Source organism: Janthinobacterium kumbetense, from assembly GCF_023703445.1.
Lineage (GTDB): Bacteria > Pseudomonadota > Gammaproteobacteria > Burkholderiales > Burkholderiaceae_D > Janthinobacterium > Janthinobacterium kumbetense.
Genome location: NZ_JAMQGR010000019.1, coordinates 14,378 through 31,135, shown reverse-complemented (window position 1 = coordinate 31,135; position 16,758 = coordinate 14,378). Strand labels below are relative to the sequence as shown.

General features: G+C 65.2%; 13 protein-coding genes. 9 read left to right on the top strand and 4 right to left on the bottom strand.

Going from position 1 to position 16,758, the window contains the following annotated elements:
- Positions 1-4: 4 nt before the first annotated feature.
- Complete coding sequence (locus NCG91_RS27025; RefSeq protein ID WP_251351921.1) at positions 5-2,191, top strand: LodA/GoxA family CTQ-dependent oxidase; 2,187 nt, start codon at positions 5-7, stop codon at positions 2,189-2,191.
- Positions 2,191-3,333, top strand: a complete 1,143-nt coding sequence (locus tag NCG91_RS27020) for an FAD-dependent oxidoreductase (RefSeq protein ID WP_251351920.1) — start codon at positions 2,191-2,193, stop codon at positions 3,331-3,333. Before NCG91_RS27025 ends, NCG91_RS27020 begins: the two co-directional genes overlap by 1 nt.
- On the opposite strand, the gene NCG91_RS27015 is transcribed toward NCG91_RS27020, so the two are convergent.
- Genes NCG91_RS27015 through tssK form a run of 4 tightly spaced genes read right to left on the bottom strand, consistent with a single transcriptional unit; the run spans position 3,330 to position 9,786 of the window.
- Positions 3,330-3,785, bottom strand: coding sequence for a hypothetical protein (locus NCG91_RS27015; protein ID WP_099664668.1), 456 nt, complete (start codon positions 3,783-3,785; stop codon positions 3,330-3,332). The two genes, NCG91_RS27020 and NCG91_RS27015, sit on opposite strands and share 4 nt — an antisense overlap.
- A gap of 41 nt (positions 3,786-3,826) precedes the next feature.
- Entirely contained in the window at positions 3,827-7,648 is a 3,822-nt protein-coding gene (locus tag NCG91_RS27010; RefSeq protein ID WP_251351919.1) for a type VI secretion system Vgr family protein, read from the bottom strand.
- Positions 7,648-8,430, bottom strand: a complete 783-nt coding sequence (gene icmH, locus NCG91_RS27005; protein WP_099664666.1) for a type IVB secretion system protein IcmH/DotU — start codon at positions 8,428-8,430, stop codon at positions 7,648-7,650. Before icmH ends, NCG91_RS27010 begins: the two co-directional genes overlap by 1 nt.
- A 9-nt stretch (positions 8,431-8,439) precedes the next feature.
- Positions 8,440-9,786 (bottom strand): type VI secretion system baseplate subunit TssK, encoded by a 1,347-nt coding sequence (tssK, locus tag NCG91_RS27000; RefSeq protein WP_099664665.1) that lies wholly within the window; start codon positions 9,784-9,786, stop codon positions 8,440-8,442.
- A gap of 289 nt (positions 9,787-10,075) precedes the next feature.
- Between tssK and NCG91_RS26995 the strand changes: the two genes are divergently transcribed.
- The 7 genes from NCG91_RS26995 to tssG all read left to right on the top strand — a co-directional run bounded on the left by NCG91_RS26995 (position 10,076) and on the right by tssG (position 16,725).
- A complete protein-coding gene (locus NCG91_RS26995; RefSeq protein WP_251351918.1) occupies positions 10,076-10,648 on the top strand; it encodes a hypothetical protein in 573 nt (190 codons plus the stop codon).
- Between the two features lie 73 nt (positions 10,649-10,721).
- Complete coding sequence (gene tssB / locus NCG91_RS26990) at positions 10,722-11,231, top strand: type VI secretion system contractile sheath small subunit (protein WP_077402277.1); 510 nt, start codon at positions 10,722-10,724, stop codon at positions 11,229-11,231.
- Between the two features lies 1 nt (position 11,232).
- A complete protein-coding gene (tssC, locus tag NCG91_RS26985) occupies positions 11,233-12,717 on the top strand; it encodes a type VI secretion system contractile sheath large subunit (RefSeq protein ID WP_099664664.1) in 1,485 nt (494 codons plus the stop codon).
- 33 nt (positions 12,718-12,750) lie between these two features.
- Positions 12,751-13,242 carry an Hcp family type VI secretion system effector gene (locus tag NCG91_RS26980; protein ID WP_035817450.1) on the top strand — a complete coding sequence of 164 codons (492 nt, stop codon included), beginning with the start codon at positions 12,751-12,753 and terminating at the stop codon, positions 13,240-13,242.
- A 95-nt stretch (positions 13,243-13,337) separates the two neighbouring features.
- Positions 13,338-13,829, top strand: coding sequence for a type VI secretion system baseplate subunit TssE (gene tssE, locus NCG91_RS26975; RefSeq protein ID WP_035817453.1), 492 nt, complete (start codon positions 13,338-13,340; stop codon positions 13,827-13,829).
- Between the two features lie 2 nt (positions 13,830-13,831).
- Positions 13,832-15,676, top strand: coding sequence for a type VI secretion system baseplate subunit TssF (tssF, locus tag NCG91_RS26970; protein WP_251351917.1), 1,845 nt, complete (start codon positions 13,832-13,834; stop codon positions 15,674-15,676).
- Entirely contained in the window at positions 15,640-16,725 is a 1,086-nt protein-coding gene (gene tssG / locus NCG91_RS26965) for a type VI secretion system baseplate subunit TssG (RefSeq protein WP_251351916.1), read from the top strand. The genes tssF and tssG overlap by 37 nt, the downstream gene beginning before the upstream one ends.
- Positions 16,726-16,758 lie beyond the last annotated feature (33 nt).

Here is a 16,758-nt window from a genome sequence, read left to right as displayed (position 1 = left end):
CAGCATGGCATACACAGGTTTGAGAATTCACCCGGCCATCGGCATCGCCCGCGTCGGCAACAGCGAAGAATACTATCTGGGCCCGGAAAGCCTGGCCGGCATGCCGCTCGATGGCCAGGATGGCACGGGAGGCTTGCCGATCCGGCCCGGCACGGAAGACACGACCATCGCCAGCACCGAGTTGCGCGACGCCGGCGGAAAGCTCAAGCGGCAGGCGGCCCGCTTCCGGATTTACCAATATGCGTTCGACGCGGCGGACGGCGTGGAAAGCTACCCGCTGGGCCGGCGGGGCGGGGCGGCCGAAGTGGCCATCGGCAGCATGGTCGATGGCAAGATCGTCAAGGACATCGTCTGGACCGTGCACCTGGCCAACAAGAAAGCCAATAGCTGGGAGGGTGGGGACGGCGTGGCGCCGTTTGAAAACCAGCGCGCGCCAGCCCTGCGCAATCCGGCCTTCGGCACGCCAGGCTCGCCGCACTTCGGCACGCCGGCCGACCCGCTGCGCCTGAAGCTGCTGGTCATCGATCCCGGACCGCGCACCGTGCAGGCTTCGCGCCAGGGCGTGCAGCAGTTCGACACATCGACGCCGCCGTCGTGCGCGGATGCGGCCAGCGGCGCCGTGCGCAGCCTGCCCGACTATCCCGTGTCGTTCCCGCGCGGCGGGCAGCCTGGCGCGCCGGCGCAGGGCCCTGGCGCCATCATCGCCTCGCTGGGCGCCATCACGACGGAAAAGAATGGACGATTGCTGGTGCTGGGCGGCTATGGCAAGGCCTGCGGCTTCGACGCGCAAGGCAATTATTCGGCCGCCGCCGTCCTGCACGACAATGTCAACAACGACAACTGGTTCGATGACGTGGCCGATGGTCCCGTCACGGCCATGCTGCTTTTTGCCGACGGCACGGCGCGCAGCGTCGAGGGCGGCGCCTGGGTGATCTCGAGCGACCCGTCGTACGCGCCGCAAACGGCGAACGTCGTATCGCTGTGGGACGACCTGTATTGCACCTGGCTGGAAAAGATGGCGCTGCGGCCCGCCGTCCATGCGGACGGCCGCTACCAGGCGGGCTACCGGAGCAATTTCAGCACCGATGTCCAGCCCATCCTGCACGCGGCGTCGCTGCAGCGCTGGACGACCAGCTTGCCGGCCAGGGCGATCAAGGAGCACGACTTGCTGGGCAAGATGAAGGCGGAAGGCCTGACCTACCCGATCATGAATTTCATCCGCCATCCCGACCAGACGGGTGCGCCGTCGCTGAAGCCGCAAATGCCGCTGTCGCTGGGCGATGCGGGCAGCAGCCTGCTGACCCTGACCCGGGCCCAGTATTTTTTCATGGACCAGTGGGCGCATGGCCATTATGTGGCCGACAGCGGCGATTTCCTGCTGGGCGCGGGCGAAGCGCTCGACCGTACAGTCCTGTTCAACTGCCTGGGCGGCCGCTACAGCCCCGGCATCGAGATGGGTTTTATCGTGCGCGACCCCGGCCTGTACCGGCAGGCGTGGCGGCGCCATGATGCTGGCGGCCCGTTCCGCCTCAATGCCCAGCATCTCGATTACGCGGCCGCCGTCAGGGACCAGCCTTTCCTCGGCGCCGGCTACATGCCGCTGCGCGGCGGCGAGCTGCAGCCCGGCGACGTGTCGAAGTTCATGGCCTTGCCGTGGCATACCGATTACAACTCGTGCGCCACGCATTTGCCCGATCCGAATCCCGGCGGCACGGTACTGAATAACCAGCAGGCGATCGATGCGGCCACGGCGCTCAATGGCAATGGCTACAATACCTTGCTGTATTCCTCCTGGCCGGCGCAGCGGCCCGTGGCCGTGTACACGTATGACGACGTCGTCGCCAATGGCGGCGAATTGGCGACGCCGCGCTATTCCGTGCGCGGCAAGGGCACGCGGGCCGATGGGGTGCCGTCGACCACCCCGGAAAATGCGGAAATCGACCGGCCCGCCATGCATGTGGGCCGCTACCAGGACCGCGCGCAGTTCCTGCTGAACTGGCACCGCATCGGCGTGGTCGTGCAAAGCACGGCGATTGCGCGCAAGGCGGGCGAAAAGGCCATCTGCAAGGATTACTACCTGGAAGTCGAAAGCCTGTTCGACAGCGATGAAAGCAACCTGGTCGAGTATTGGCGCAACACGGCCATCGACAAGGTGTACCGGCCGAAGCCGCAGCCGAAACCGAAGCCCTGATGGCGGCCGCAGACAGTCCCGGTGCGGCAGGGCCATCGCGGCAGCGCTACCGGGTCGCCATCATCGGCGGCGGCCCGGCGGGCTGCGCCTGCGCGCTGGCGCTGGCGCAGCATGGCGTGCACGACGTGCTCGTGATCGAGGCGGGCGACTACGCTCAATTTCGCATCGGCGAAAGCATTCCGCCCGAAGCCAACCGGCTATTCCACGCGCTGGGCATTGCGCAGGATTTTTTCGCCGAGGCGCATGCGCCTTGCCATGGCAGCTGTTCCTGGTGGGGCAGCGACAAGCGCGGCTACAACGACGCGCTGCTGCATCCGCTGGGCCACGGTTGGCATCTGGAGCGATCCCGTTTCAATGGCTTCCTGGCGCAGCAGGCGCGCTTGCGCGGGGCGGAAGTGCTGCTGCGCGCCAGCCTGGTCGCGTCGGCCCCGGCGCAAGGCGGCGGTTTTACCCTGGAATTGATGCTGGGCGATCTCGCGCACCCGCGACCGGCCAGCATCCATGCCGATGTGGTGGTCGACGCCAGCGGCACGCGCGCCGTCTTCGCGCGCCAGCGCGGCAGCCGCAAGGTCGAAACGCTGCCGCTGGTCTGCCTGGCCATGCGCTTCGCCGCGCCCGACGCCCCCCGTTCCGGCCTGACGCACCTGGAAGCGGTCGAACATGGCTGGTGGTATGGCGCCCATCTGCCCGACGCCACCTTGCTGCTGGCGTTCTACAGCGACGCGGCCACCGTCAAGGCGCGGCGCCTGCAGCATGCCGCGCACTGGCTGGAAGGGCTGGCGGCCGCGTCCAATACGGCTGCGCTGGCCTGCGGCGCCGTGCCGCTGGCAGGCGGCGTGCAGAGTTTTCCCGCGCCGTCCTACTGCCTCGAGCAACTGTATGGCGACGGCTGGCTGGCCATCGGCGACGCCGCCTCGGCCTACGATCCCGTCACCTCGCAAGGCATCGTCAAGGCGCTGGCCAATGGCATGGCGGCCGCTGGCGCCATCGCCGGCCACGCCGCCCTGGACGCGGTGGCGCAGACGGTGGCGCAGCGCTACGCCGATTACCTGGCGCAGCGCCAGCAGTACTACGGTTGGGAGCAGCGCTGGCCCGCCGCGCCGTTCTGGCGCCAGCTGCATGCGGGTGCGCTAGCGGATTAACGGCGCTGCGCCTCGCGTTCGAGCGTATCCCTGCCGATGATCTTCAGGCTGGCGCCGCCCTTGAACGGCAGCGCTTCCTCGCTGCCCGCCGTCTGGATGCCGGCCGAGACGCCGATTTCGGCCGTCACGTCGACGAATTCCGTACGGAACATGCGCAGCTCGGTGTGCTTGATGACGCTTTGCAGCGCAATCGACTGGCCCGGCGCGATGGGGGTGAAGGCGCGCTTGAGCGCGTGATTGGCCAGGCCCGTCTTCAATACCTGGCTTTGTTCGCTCGCGTTGTCGATCAGGCGCATATTGGGCCCCCGCGCTTGCATGTATTGGAGCGGATAGCCGACTTCCCCATTGCCGATATTCTTGATGACCACCTCGATGCGCATGTCGCTGCCCGTGAAAATGCAGGCCGGATTATCGATGCAGTGGGCGCTGATGGAGAGGATGTCGTTCGGCATGGCGTTTCCTGGGAGTTGTAGGGACACTGCGAGCAGTGCGATTAGGAGCCGTTCAGGATGATATCGCATTTGATCTGCCGTCCTATTTTCGTCCGTAGCAAGTCCTGCACTTCGATGGCGATCTGCCAGGCATGCCGGTCACGGATGACGATGGAGCCGGCCGAGTTCATGATGTTGGCAGCGGCCGGTTCCGGTTCCTCATCGTCCGAGAGCGAAGGCACGGGCGCATCCCAGCTGCCGTCCGGTTTCTTGTATTTGACGGTCTCGTCGTCTCCTTCCACATACGAGTATTCATCCGGCAAGCCATAGCAGTGACCGAATTCATGGGCGTGTGTCTGACCATCGGTCGAGGCGGACACGTCGATGATGGTACCCGTCACGCTTTCGCGGTCGTAGCGTTTGTGGATCTGCATGACGTAGTGCTCGTTGCTCTCCACATAAACGACGCGGTAGATGATGGGCAGGGTGCGCGTGCCGCATTCCGGATCGCTGATTTTCATCTGGAATTTATTGTTCCAGTGGCTTTCCAGCCCCGTGGTGGCGATGCCCTTGACGTACTTGATGACGGCGGCGCGCTGCTTGGCCCGCGTGGCGGCCTGCGGGGTGCCCTTCTCGCGGTCTTCCAGCGCCTGGTCGGCCGGCTCGAGCACCGTGATCACCTTGACGCGCAATTCGGCGATGATGCCGGTATTCGACTTGACGGGCACGTAGATTTTGTAGCGCACGGTGTCGAAATAGTTATGCGGCGCGCCAGTGGCGCCGAAGGTGTTGTTGTAGCGCGGCACGCTGGAGACGCTAATCTCCTTTTCATAGTCGGCGATCCAGCAGGCGGGGCGCTTGATCAGCACTTCCTTGCGCTGCTTGTTGTCGACGGGGCTGGTGCTGGACGTACCCGTTGCCTTGAATTTCGGTTCGGGGTTGGGCGGCGCCTTGGCCGTCGTGCCGGGAGCGGGCGCCTTGGCGCGCGTGTCCGAGCTGGGCGCAGGAGCCTGGTCAGGGCCGTTCTCCGTCTCGGGCAACTGGCCCGGCGACTTGAGCAGTTCGATCACCAGCGCCTCGACGGCGGCAGCGGCCACGATGTGGGTCAGGCCCCTGGCGTCCGTCATGCCCGTTTCGATGCTGCCGTCGGCGCGCTTGACGCGATACGGCTGGCGCGCCATCAGTTCGCCCGTGTCGCGGTCTTTCAGCACGAAGCCTTCGTCGAACAGTTTCAAGCGGCTGTCCGGCAACGGCGGCAGGCCGGCCGCGGCGCTGGCGCCGCCATTGAAGAGATGCTGCCCGCCCTTGACCGTAAAATGGCCGGGGCAGCGGAAGGTGATGTCGCCGCCTTCGAGCGTGATCGAGGATTGTCCCGCCTGCAAGACGATTTTCTGGTTGGCCTTGATGTCGATGCTGTCGCTCACGGAGATCACCGTGACGGCTTGATCGGCGAGGATTTCCAGCTGGTCGGTATGCGCTTCGAGCGAGACGGGGCCGTTGCCCGCGACGGCCTTGATGCCGCCTTCCTGGCTGAACAGCGTGGCCGCGTTGGCCGCCACCGAGGCGACCGTCTGGCCGGCCGTCATGTGCAGGTCGGCCTGCGCGGTCCAGTGCAGCTGCTGGCCCGCGAACAGCACGGTCGACGCGGGCGTGGCCCAGTTGATGCTGCTGGGCGACTCCATCAGCACGAGCGGCTGGGCGTAGCGTTCCACGGGCTGCGCCGTATCGGGCGCGCGCGTGCCGCTGCCCGCCTTGCTGGCTTCCTGGCCGCCGACGCTGGCCTGGTACTTGCCATCCTGCTGCGGGTCGATCTGCTTCGCCATGTCCAGCTGCGCCTGGTTCGCATCCTTGCTGACGAGGGCTTTTTGCTGGCTTGCCGATGTCGCCACCGCCTTGCTCAGTTCACAGGCGCCGCGCAGCAGGGCCAGCGCCTCCTTGGTGTCGAGCTGGCTCGACGCCACGCCGGAGCCCTGGCGCGCACGCGCCGTGGTCGAGAGCAGCACGCCTTCGCCGGCGCGCAGCATGGCCCAGGCATCGGTGCGCAACTCAAAGCCGCTGCCGCGGTAGCTGCCCCGTTGCGCCGAACTGGCGCCTTGCTGCACCAGGTAACCCAGATTGAGCTCGGTGGCGGCGCTGCTCGACGCAAGCCGCGTGCGCAGCTGGCCCCGGGTATCGTCCAGCACCCACTGGTTGTAGCTGGCGCCATCGAAATTGTGGCTGTGCATGCCCGACAGGACGCCCGCGTGGTTGACGCCAGAATCCTCGCCGGCCGCATACGGCGGCGTGTCGCTGCCCGTGTAGAGCTGGGCGACGACCAGCGGGCGGTCCATGTCGCCTTCGATGAAGTCGACCAGCACTTCGGTGCCAAGGCGTGGCGTGAATTGCGAGCCCCAGTTCGGGCCGGCCAGCGCTTCGGCCACGCGCACCCAGGCGCCGGACGCCTCGTTGCCGGGCGCGTTGCCCTGCAGGTCGGTGTTGTGCGCCAGGCCGCCGGGATTGGCGGCGCTGCCGCGCTGCCAGGCAAACTGGATGCGCACCTGGTGGTCGCGGCCCGTGGTGGCCACGCTGTCGGCCAGGCCCACCACCAGTGCCGTCTGCGGACCCAGTGCCACGGCCGGTGCACGCGCGGCGGTGGCGCGCGGCACGATGGCCACGCTGGTGCGTACGCAGCCGAAGCGGTTGCGGTAGGTGCCCGGCTCGATCTGGCCGGCGATCCAGTCGGCCACGCCGCCCAGGCCGGCCGTCCTGGCCAGCTTCGACAGCATGCCGTCCAGGCTGGCGCCGGCCGGTCCCGTATTGTTGCGCGCCTGGTGCTCGGCCCACAGCACGGTGAAGGCGTTGGCGCCATCGGCATGCTGCTCGTGCTGCAGCAGGCGCATGGCGTGGCCGGCGGCCAGGCGGCGCACGGCGCCGGCGCCGTCGAACTGTTTGTTGTCCAGTTCCAGGGCTTGCAGCATGCGCTCGCTGTGCGGCCCGGCCGCTGCGCGGTCGGCGTGCAGGCGCTCGCCGGCGCCGTCATACACGGCCAGCTGCGGCAATTGCCCGGCCTCCAGGCTGGAGACCTGCTCGGCGGCGGGCGCCGTCACCTGCGCCGGGTCCCAGCTGCTGATGCTGACGGCGTTCGATTGCACCTGGCGGCGCGCGCCGAAGCGGTCGATGGCGTCGTCGGTATCGGTGGCGCGCACGCCGTGAAAGCGCATGTCGGCGCCGCCAGGCGTCTGCGGCGCGGTGGCCTTGCTGTCGAAGATCACCAGTTTGTGCCTGGCCTGCGCCTGGCCATCGCCGCTGTCCTGCGCGCCGCCGGGCAGGTCGTGCTCGAAGCGCCAGCTCAGGCCTTCGGCAGCGAGCAGGCGCGCGAAGAAATCGAAGTCGCTTTCGCGGTACTGGGTGCAGATGGCGCGCGTGGCCAGCGCCTGGCTGACATCGAATGCGAAGCGCAGCTGCGGGTAGTCGGCCAGCAGCTCGGTGACGATGTCGCGCGCATTCTTGTCCTGGAAAATGTAACTGTCGCGGCGCAGCTGCAGCAGGGCCAGGGCCGGCTCGAGGCGCAGCCGGTAGCGCGCCACGCCGCCGTCGGCGCCCAGCCAGGCGCAATCGGTGCAGATGCCGTGCCAGGCGCGCTGGCTGCCGTCGGGCTGCAGCAGGCACAGCGTCATTTCCTCGCCGATGAAGGAGGCCAGGTCCAGGCTGGCCGCGGTGCTCAGGGCGTCGACCTCGAAGCGGAACAGTTCATTGACGGCCTCGCGGCCCTCGAACTGTTCCGCCATTAGCGATTCCGGCTGCCCGGACTGCTGGGCCGTGGCCAGGCTGATGAGCCGTGCATGCTGGCTCAGGCCCGTGCCGAACTGGCCCGTTGCCGCGGGGGTTTGTTGTGCGTCGCCCATCACGGCAGGGTAATGCTCAGGTTAGCCACGCGCGGCGCCAGCTTGACGATGTCGTTGTAGGCATTGATCTGCGCTTGCGTCTGTTTGGCCAGCATGGTGCGCAGTCCCAGGTAGCCCAGTGCGCAGATCAGGGCGAACACCGAGCACAGTACCCATGGCGGCACGTTGTTGCGCAGTTTGTGGATGATCTGGTCGGGCCGCTCCGCATGCGGGGCGAAGCCGGTTTTCTTGCCCTTCATCTGGGCGATTTCGTCGCCCAGGCGCGCCGTCAGGTAATTGAGTTTTTCCGGGCCTTCGAGGATGTAGCGGCCCTGGAAACCCAGCAGCAGGCACATGTGGAAGACCTCGAGCGCCTGCAGGTGCGCGCTGCCGCGCGCGCGCAGCGCTTCGAGACGGATGAAGAAGTTTTCGCCGGCCAGCTGGTCGCCGAACAGCACCAGCTGCAACGGCCGCCGCGCCCATTCGTCGCGGATGCTGTAGGGCGAACGCAGGATGATTTCATCGACGGCCGCGCAGAACGCATATTTGGCGGCGTCGATGTCGTCCGCCGACGCACCCTGTTTTTTCGCGCCGCGGCTGAACTCATCGAGGAAGTGCGTCATCTTGCTGATGAAATCGGCATTGTCTTGCGGTCCGCTGCCGTTCTTCAGCATGAACAGGGCGTAAAAACCGTCGTACATCAAGTCCATCAAGGTGTGTTCGGTGCCGGGACCGGCAGCCATGCTGGCGGCATAGGCGGCCTGGCTGCCGGACATCAGGGAAGGGGGAGCGCTGGAGTGCATCGTTGGACCTCAGGAAGTGACGGCGACAAGTTCGAGTTTCAGTTCACGCATGCCGGAAGGGACATACACCAGCAGCGACTGCGCCTGCAGCATGCGTTCGTACATCTGGCCCTTGGCCTCGATGGTGAAGTAAAACATGTCGGGACGTACCGGCACGGCGGCCGGCACCTGCGGGGCATGCTGCAGGCGCACCCCGGGCAGGGCGGACAGGACGAATTTTTCCACGTCGTCCGGCGCGCCCACCTTGAAGCGCAGCGGCACCACGTCGACCAGTTCCACGCCGGCCATGTCGGCGGACACGCCCAGGTAGAACGCCGTCTTGGCATCGATCTTTTCCGAGTCCAGCTTGCCGTGATGGTAGGACGGCTTGGTTTCCGTCAGCGCGATGGCGAAGTATTTCGACGAGATCACGGTGTCGAGCAATTCGCGGATCATGGCGTGCAGCTGGGCGAACGAGGGTCCGGGATCGGCATGCCGGTACGGCGGCAGGTCGGCCAGCGCATGGCTGCGTGAAAAGGTCATCAAGCCGCCGGCCAGGGCCAGCAGCTGTTCGTACAGGCGCTCCGGATGCAGCGCCGGATGATGGAAGTAATGGCTGAGCGAGGCGTAGGCCGCGCTGGCCGTATGCAGCAGCCAGAACGAGGACATGTCGCCGGATCGAAATTCGATCACACTCTTGCTCGGCTCGCGGTGATGGCCATACAGCGCGTTGACCTTGGCCTGCAGCGCGTCGATCAGGCGGCGCAGCTGCAGGAACAGCAGGGGCGCGCTGCGGATGGACAGGCTGGGGGGCACGAAGGCGGGATCCTGCTCGAAGCCGCCCGTCGACAGGCGCCGCAGGCGCAGCAAGGGGAAGCTGACGTAGGAATCGCGCGGTTCGGCATCGGCGACCAGGCGCAGGGTTTTTTTCAGGTAGGTCAGTTCGGCCTGCGCGGCCTGGGTGTACAGGTCCGGCGTGCTGAGATTGGCCTGGGCGTAGCGCGCCGCGTTGTTGGGCTGGCCGCTGGCGGCGAAGTTGCCGCCGAATGGCTTGAAAGCCGGCAAGGCGGCGTGGAAGGTCACAGATTGCAGCGACGACGGCAAGTTGCCCAGGTCGAGCGCGTCGGGCAGGTCATCGCTTCCGGCGGCGTTGTAGATTTCGCCGTCCTGGAAGACCAGCGACAGTTCCAGCAGGCGCAAGCTGTTGTTCGCCAGCGCATCGCGGTCGATCTGCAACTGGTTCACGCCCCACGCGTACGGGTGCAGCGCCTTGACGCTCTCGTGCAGGCGCTGTTCGTGGTACTGGTCTTGCTGCTGGAAATGCTGGGGCCGCAGGAACAGCCCTTCGCCCCATAACAATTTGTTTGCCATGCTCATGAATTGCCCTCTATGCCAGACACAGTGAGGCGCGCGGCAGCGACTGAAAATCATGCTTCGCATCGCGCAACTTGGTGCTTTTTTCGCAACTGCAAGAACCTTAACATTATCTTGAAGAATGGTGCGTACGGTACGTTTTTAGCGTAAGTAGTGTGAGTTTTCGCGTATTTTCTATCGAACGCAGTGAATTTTGAAATCATGCTACGCTCCGAAAAATAAATAATTAGCAACTATAAAAAGCAACTTTTCAATCGCCAAAACCGTCTTCTTTTTTGAAGGAAAGCTCAACATGACACGCCTGGTTTCGCTACGCACGCTTGCAGTTATCGCCTGTGCTTTTACCCTCAGCGCCTGCAGTACGGCGCCGGTGGCCAAGCCGCCGCCCGTCGTGGCGCCGACGCTGGAAGAGCTGATGGCCAAGGCCACGCAGGCGGTGGACACGGGCAACAAGGCGGCGGCGCTGGCGCTGTGGCAGGAGGCGGCCGCCGCGGCGCCCGCCGACAAGCAGCCCTGGGTGCGCATGGCGCAAAGCCGCTACGATGCGGGCCAGTATGGTGAAGCCATCCTCAATGCCCAGGAAGTGCTGGTGCGCGATCCTGCCGACAAGCTGGCCAACAGCGTGATCGCCATCAGCGGACTGCGCCTGTCGACGCGGGCGCTGGCCGACCTGAGCCGCCAGAACAACCTGTCCGGTCCGCTGCGCGCGGAATCGCAGGACCTGGCCAAGCTGCTGCGCGAGAGCCTGGGTGAAACCGTGCTGGTGCCGCCGCCGGACAAGCCGCCCGTGCGCGCGTCGCGCAAGCAGCCAAGCAAGCGCACTGCCGATGAGGGCAGCGCCAATCCATTCAATGCCCTGAAGTAGCCAGCCAGGCACAGGTACGCCGCAGTTCAACAGGCGCATCGCCGATGCCGCCAATATTTGGGAAGGGGATGTCATGTCGAAAAAAGATAGTGTGCAGAAGCGCTTGCAAAAGGTACGCCCGCCACGCGTGCAGATGACCTATGACGTCGAGATCGGCGACGCCATCGAAAACAAGGAGCTGCCCTTCGTGGTGGGCGTGGTGGGCGATTTCGGCGGCAATTCCGAACTCGAGCAGAAGCGCCTGAAGGACCGCAAGTTCGTCGATATCGACCGCGACAATTTCGATGAAGTGATGAAGGGCATCGAGCCGCGCGCCACCTTCCGCGTGCCGAATGAACTGGGCGCCGCTGGCGGCCAGTTCGGCGTCGAGCTGAAATTTCGCGCGATCGCCGATTTCCGCCCGGAAGCGGTGGTCGAGCAGGTCGAGCCGCTGCGCAAGCTGCTTGAGGCGCGCACCAAGCTGGCCGACCTGCGCAACAAGCTGGCCGGCAACGACAAACTGGAAGACATCCTGAATGACGTGCTCAACAGCACGGAAAAACTGGCCCAGCTGGAACAACATTCCCACGTCAGGAAAGATTGATATGTCCGCACAACTGACCCCCGCATTGAGCGCTGCCGGCGCCGCCGAAATCGACTTGCTCGACCAGATCGTCGAGCAGAGCAAGGTGGCCAAGTCCAGCGTCGAACACGCCCGCGCCAAGGATCTGATTTCCGAACTGGTCAGCCAGGTCATGGATGGCACGGTGGTGGTATCGAACAACCTGGCCGCCACCATCGATGCCCGCGTGGCCGAACTGGACCAGCTTATTTCCGCGCAGCTCAGCGCCATCATGCACGCGCCCGAATTCCAGAAGCTGGAAAGCAGCTGGACGGGCCTGCACTACCTGGTGAAGAACACGGCTACCGGCACGAATCTGAAAATCAAGATGATGAACGCGACCAAGCGCGAACTGGTCAAGGATTTCCAGAGCGCGCTGGAGTTCGACCAGTCGACCATGTTCAAGAAGGTCTACGAAGAGGAATTCGGCACCTTTGGCGGCGCGCCGTTCGGCACCTTGCTGGGCGACTTCGAATTCAGCCGCCAGCCGGAAGACATGTATTTCATCGAGCAGATGTCGCACGTGGCCGCCGCCGCGCACGCGCCGTTCATCTCGTCCGCCTCGCCGGAACTGTTTGGCCTGGAAAGCTACAGCGATCTGGGCAAGCCGCGCGACCTGGCCAAGGTCTTCGACACGGTCGAGTACGCGAAGTGGAAATCCTTGCGCGAATCGGAAGATTCGCGCTACGTGGGCCTGACCTTGCCCCGCTTCCTGGGCCGGCTGCCGTTCAATCCGCTCGATGGCGCCACGGTCGACGGCTTCAATTTCGTCGAGGACGTCGACGGCACCGACCACCAGAAATACCTGTGGTGCAACGCCGCCTACGCGTTCGGCACCAAGCTGACGGCCGCCTTCGAGGATTACGGCTGGTGCGCGGCGATCCGCGGCGTGGAGGGGGGCGGCCTGGTGGAAGACTTGCCGACGCATACCTTCAAGACGGACGAGGGCGAGGTGGCGCTGAAATGCCCGACCGAGATCGCCATCACGGACCGACGCGAAAAGGAATTGAGCGACCTGGGCTTCATCTCCCTCGTGCACTGCAAGAACACGGACTATGCCGCGTTTTTCGGCGCCCAGTCGGCGCAGAAGGCGAAAAAATACAATACGGACGCCGCCAACGCGAACGCCGTGCTGTCGGCGCAGCTGCAATACATCTTTGCCGTGTCGCGCATCGCCCACTACATGAAGGCCATGATGCGCGACAAGATCGGCAGCTTTGCCGCCGCTTCCAACGTGGAAGATTTCCTCAACCGCTGGCTGACGCAGTACGTGTTGCTCGACGATAACGCCAGCCAGGAACAGAAGGCCCAGTTTCCGCTGCGCGAAGCCTCGGTGCAGGTGGCGGAAGTGCCGGGCCGGCCAGGCGTGTACCGCGCCGTGTCCTTCCTGCGTCCGCATTTCCAGCTCGACGAATTGTCCGTTTCACTCCGTTTGGTCGCGGAGCTTCCGCAGTCGACCAAATCGTAATGTATTTTTCTTCACACCCTTGAAAGGAATAACATGGCAATCGACGTATACTTGCAAATTGATGGCATCAAAGGCGAATCCACGGATAACAGCCACAAAGATTGGATCGAATGCAAGTCGGTCCAGTGGCAGGTGTTGCAACCCAAATCGGCGACCGCCTCGACGGGCGGTGGCCATACCGCCGAACGTACCGAGCACAAGGATATCGTCATCGCCAAGATGGCCGATCTCGCCAGCCCCCTGCTGCTGCAGACTTGCTCCTCTGGCAAGACCATCCCGAAAGCCAAGCTCGAGTTCCTGCGCGCCGATGGCCAGGGCGAGCGCATCAAGTACTTCGAGATCGAACTGGAGAATGTGATGATCAGCAGCGTGGCGCCATCGGTGGCCGCGGGCGACATTCTCGGCGAAGACCTGGCACTCAAGTATTCGAAGGTCAAGTGGAAGTATACGCAGCAAAAAGTGGGTGGCGGTTCGGGCGGCAACACCTCCGGCGGCTGGGACCTGTCGGCGAACAAGACAGCCTGACCGCATCTGACCGCGTACGCCAGCGGCGCGCTGCCGCCGCTGGCTTTCCTGGCCGCCGGCAGCGGCGTCCACGCCACCCATGAAACGGGAAGCCCATGAAAGGTTTTACGCCGGGCCTGTTCGACCGCCTGATGGATACGCCCGTGCACGGCGCCTCCAGCGGCACCGTCTCGCGCCTTTCGCTCGAGGATTTGAAAGACACCGTGGCGCGCGACCTCGAAGCGCTGCTCAACACGCGCGCCGTGCTGCCCGAGGCGCTGCTCAAACCCTTTCCCGAGTGCGGCAAGTCGATCATCACGTACGGCTTGAACGATTTCGCCGGGCTTAGCCTGTCGAGCACGGACGACCGCGCCTATATCTGCCAGTGCCTGGAAAAGGCCATCGCCCGCCACGAGCCGCGCTTGCGCCAGGTGCGCGCATCGCTGGAAATCGAGGAAGGCTCCATCAACCGCCTCAATTTCGCCATCAGCGCGCTGCTGGTGGTGCATGCGGCGCACGAACCGGTCAGCTTCGACGCCATCCTGCAGCCTTCCAGCCTGCATTACACGATCAGCAAGGGGCGCCGCGCCGCGTCCACGGGAGCCTGACCTTGGATGAATTGCTGCCCTATTACGAGCGCGAACTGGGTTTCCTGCGCCGCTATTCGCGCGAGTTTTCCGAGCGCTACCCGAAGATCGCCGGCCGCCTGCTGATGGGCGGCGAGGTGTGCGAAGACCCGCACATCGAGCGCATGATCCAGTCGTTCGCGCTGCTCAATTCGCGCATCTCGAAGCGCATCGACGACGATTATCCCGAATTTACCGAAGCGCTGTTCGAAGTGCTGTATCCGCATTACCTGCGGCCATTCCCCTCGTGCTCGATCGCGCGCATGGATTACGGCGCCGCAGCGGCGCAGCTGACGGCGCCTGCGGAAATCGCCCGCGGCACGGAGCTGACGACGCGCCCCGTGAAAGGCGTCGCCTGCACCTTCCGTACCGCCTATCCCGTGACGGTGGCGCCGCTGGCGCTCACGCATGCGGCTTTTTCCGCCATCATCGAGGCGCCGGAACAGGTGCTGCTGCCGGCGAATGCCACCTCGGGCGTGCGCATCACCATCGAGTCGAGCGCCGCGCAGCTGTCGCTGGGCCAGCTGGGACTGGCGTCGCTGCGCGTGTTCATCGATGGCCAGCCCTCGTTTTGCGCGGCGCTGCGCGACGCCCTGTTCATGCGCACCGTGAAGGCCTATGCCGAGGCGGACGGCAGCGGCAGCTGGGTCGCGCTCGACGGCATTCCCGTGCGCAGCGCCGGCTTTGCCGAGGACGATGCACTGATCCCGTTTTCCGCCCGCTCGCATCCGGCCTACCGGCTGCTGACCGAGTATTTCTGCTTTCCCGAAAAATTCAATTTCTTCGACATCGACCTGGGCGCGCTGTGCGCCGCGCTGCCGTCCGGCAGCCGCCGTATCACCTTGCACCTGGCGCTGAGCGGCTTGCGCACCGATTCGAACACGGCGCGCCTGCTGGGGACGATGAACACGCACAACCTGCTGCTGGGCTGCACGCCGGTAGTCAACCTGTTCCGCCAGCGCGGTGAGCCCATCCGCCTCACGCACACGGCCGCCAGCTACCCCGTGCTGGCCGATGCGCGCCGCGCGTATGCGTTCGAGGTGCAGGCCATCGACTCGGTCAAGCTGGTGCGGCAGACGCCGCAGGGCGAATCCGTGGTGGAATTCCGCCCATTCTATTCGCTGCGCCATGGCGAGACCCCGGCCAGGGATGGCCACTACTGGGTCATGCGGCGCGACGAGATTATCGCCAGCAAGAGTCCCGGCTACGAAATGCAGATCTCGATCGTCGACATCGATTTCGATCCGGCCGCGGTGGAAACGGACACGCTCAGCCTGGAGCTGAGCTGCACCAACCGCGACTTGCCGGCGCAGCTGACCTACGGCTTGCACGGCGGCGACCTGTTTCTCGAAGGTGGCTCCAGCGTGCGCAGCATCAGCCTGCTGCGCAAACCCAGCGAGTCGCACCGTTTCGAACGGGGCAGGGGCGCCCACTGGCGTTTGATTTCGCATCTGTCGCTGAATCACCTGTCGCTGGCCGGCAGCGGCCTGGAAGCGTTCCAGGAAATGCTGGCCCTGTACGACTTGCCGCGCTCGGCCACGTCGCAGCGGCAAATCCGCGGCATCACGGCCATCGCCCACCAGGCCGCCAATGCCTGGCTGCCAGGCAATCCCTTCGCTTGCCTGGTGCGCGGCGTCGAAGTGCGGCTGACGATAGATGAAGAGGCCTTCGTCGGCAGCGGCATCCACGCCTTTGCGCATGTGATCGAGTGCTTCCTGGGCTTGTATGTGCATGCGAACAGCTTCACGCAGCTGGTGGTGCTGGCAAAAAAATCAGGAGAGGAGCTGTGGCGATGCAAACCACGCAGCGGCGATTCGAGCCTAGTGTAATCGAGCGCCTGTTTGCCCAGCCTTGCCGCTTCCAGTACTTCCAGGCGGTACGCATGCTGGAGCTTTGGCTCAGGCGCAATGGCTTGCCGCACGACGATGCGGTGGCCAGTTTCCTGCGCTTCCAGAATTCCGTCTCGCTCGACTTCGCCCCCAGCCAGATCGAAGCGCTGGCGCCCGAACCGCGCGAATTGGCCACGGACGTCAACGCCCTGGGCGCGGCGCTGCGCAGCGCCCAGCTGAAATACGTGCGCGTCACGCCGGCCTTCATGGGTTTTCTCGGCGTCGCTGGCGCGCTGCCGCTGCACTATACGGAACGCATCGCCACGCACCAGCTGTATGAAAAGGACGAGGGGCCGCGCGCCTTCCTCGACACGTTCTCGAACCGCGCCCTGGCCCTGTTCTATGAAGCCTGGCGCAAGTACCGGCTGGAGCTCAAGTATCAGCTCGACGGCAAGGACCAGTTCCTGCCGCTGCTGCTGTCGCTGGCAGGGCTGGGCAACGCCTCGCTGCGCCAGCGCCTGGCGGAGGACGGCACGGGCGTGCTCGACGAATCGGTGGGCTACTTTGCCGCCGCCATGCGCCACCGGCCGCCGTCGGCCGTGATGATTGGCCAGGTGCTGTCCGAGTATTTCGGGCAGCGCGTCGCCGTCAGCCAGTTTGTCGGCTGCTGGTACGACGTGCCGCGCGAGCAGCAAAGTACGCTGGGCGGCAGCAACGCCGTGCTGGGCGCCACCGCCATGGTCGGTGCGCGCGTCTGGCAGCGCGACTTGCGCCTGCGTCTGACCATCGGCCCCCTGGCCCGCCGCCACTTCGACGCTTTCCTGCCCGGCGGCGCGGCCGCTCTCGCGCTCGAGAAAATGCTCGCCATGTTCACCGGCCTGTGCCTGGAATACGAAGTGCAGCTGGTGCTGCGCGCCGCCGACGTGCAGGGCACGGCGCTGGCAGTGCCGCGCAGCGGCGGGCGGCTGGGCTGGGACAGTTTCCTGATCACCGGCGGCGAGGCGTGCGACCGCGCCGATGTCCGCTATGAACTGCATGCGCCGGCTTGAGCGCGCCACTCCACCGATTTCGCCAACCATCAC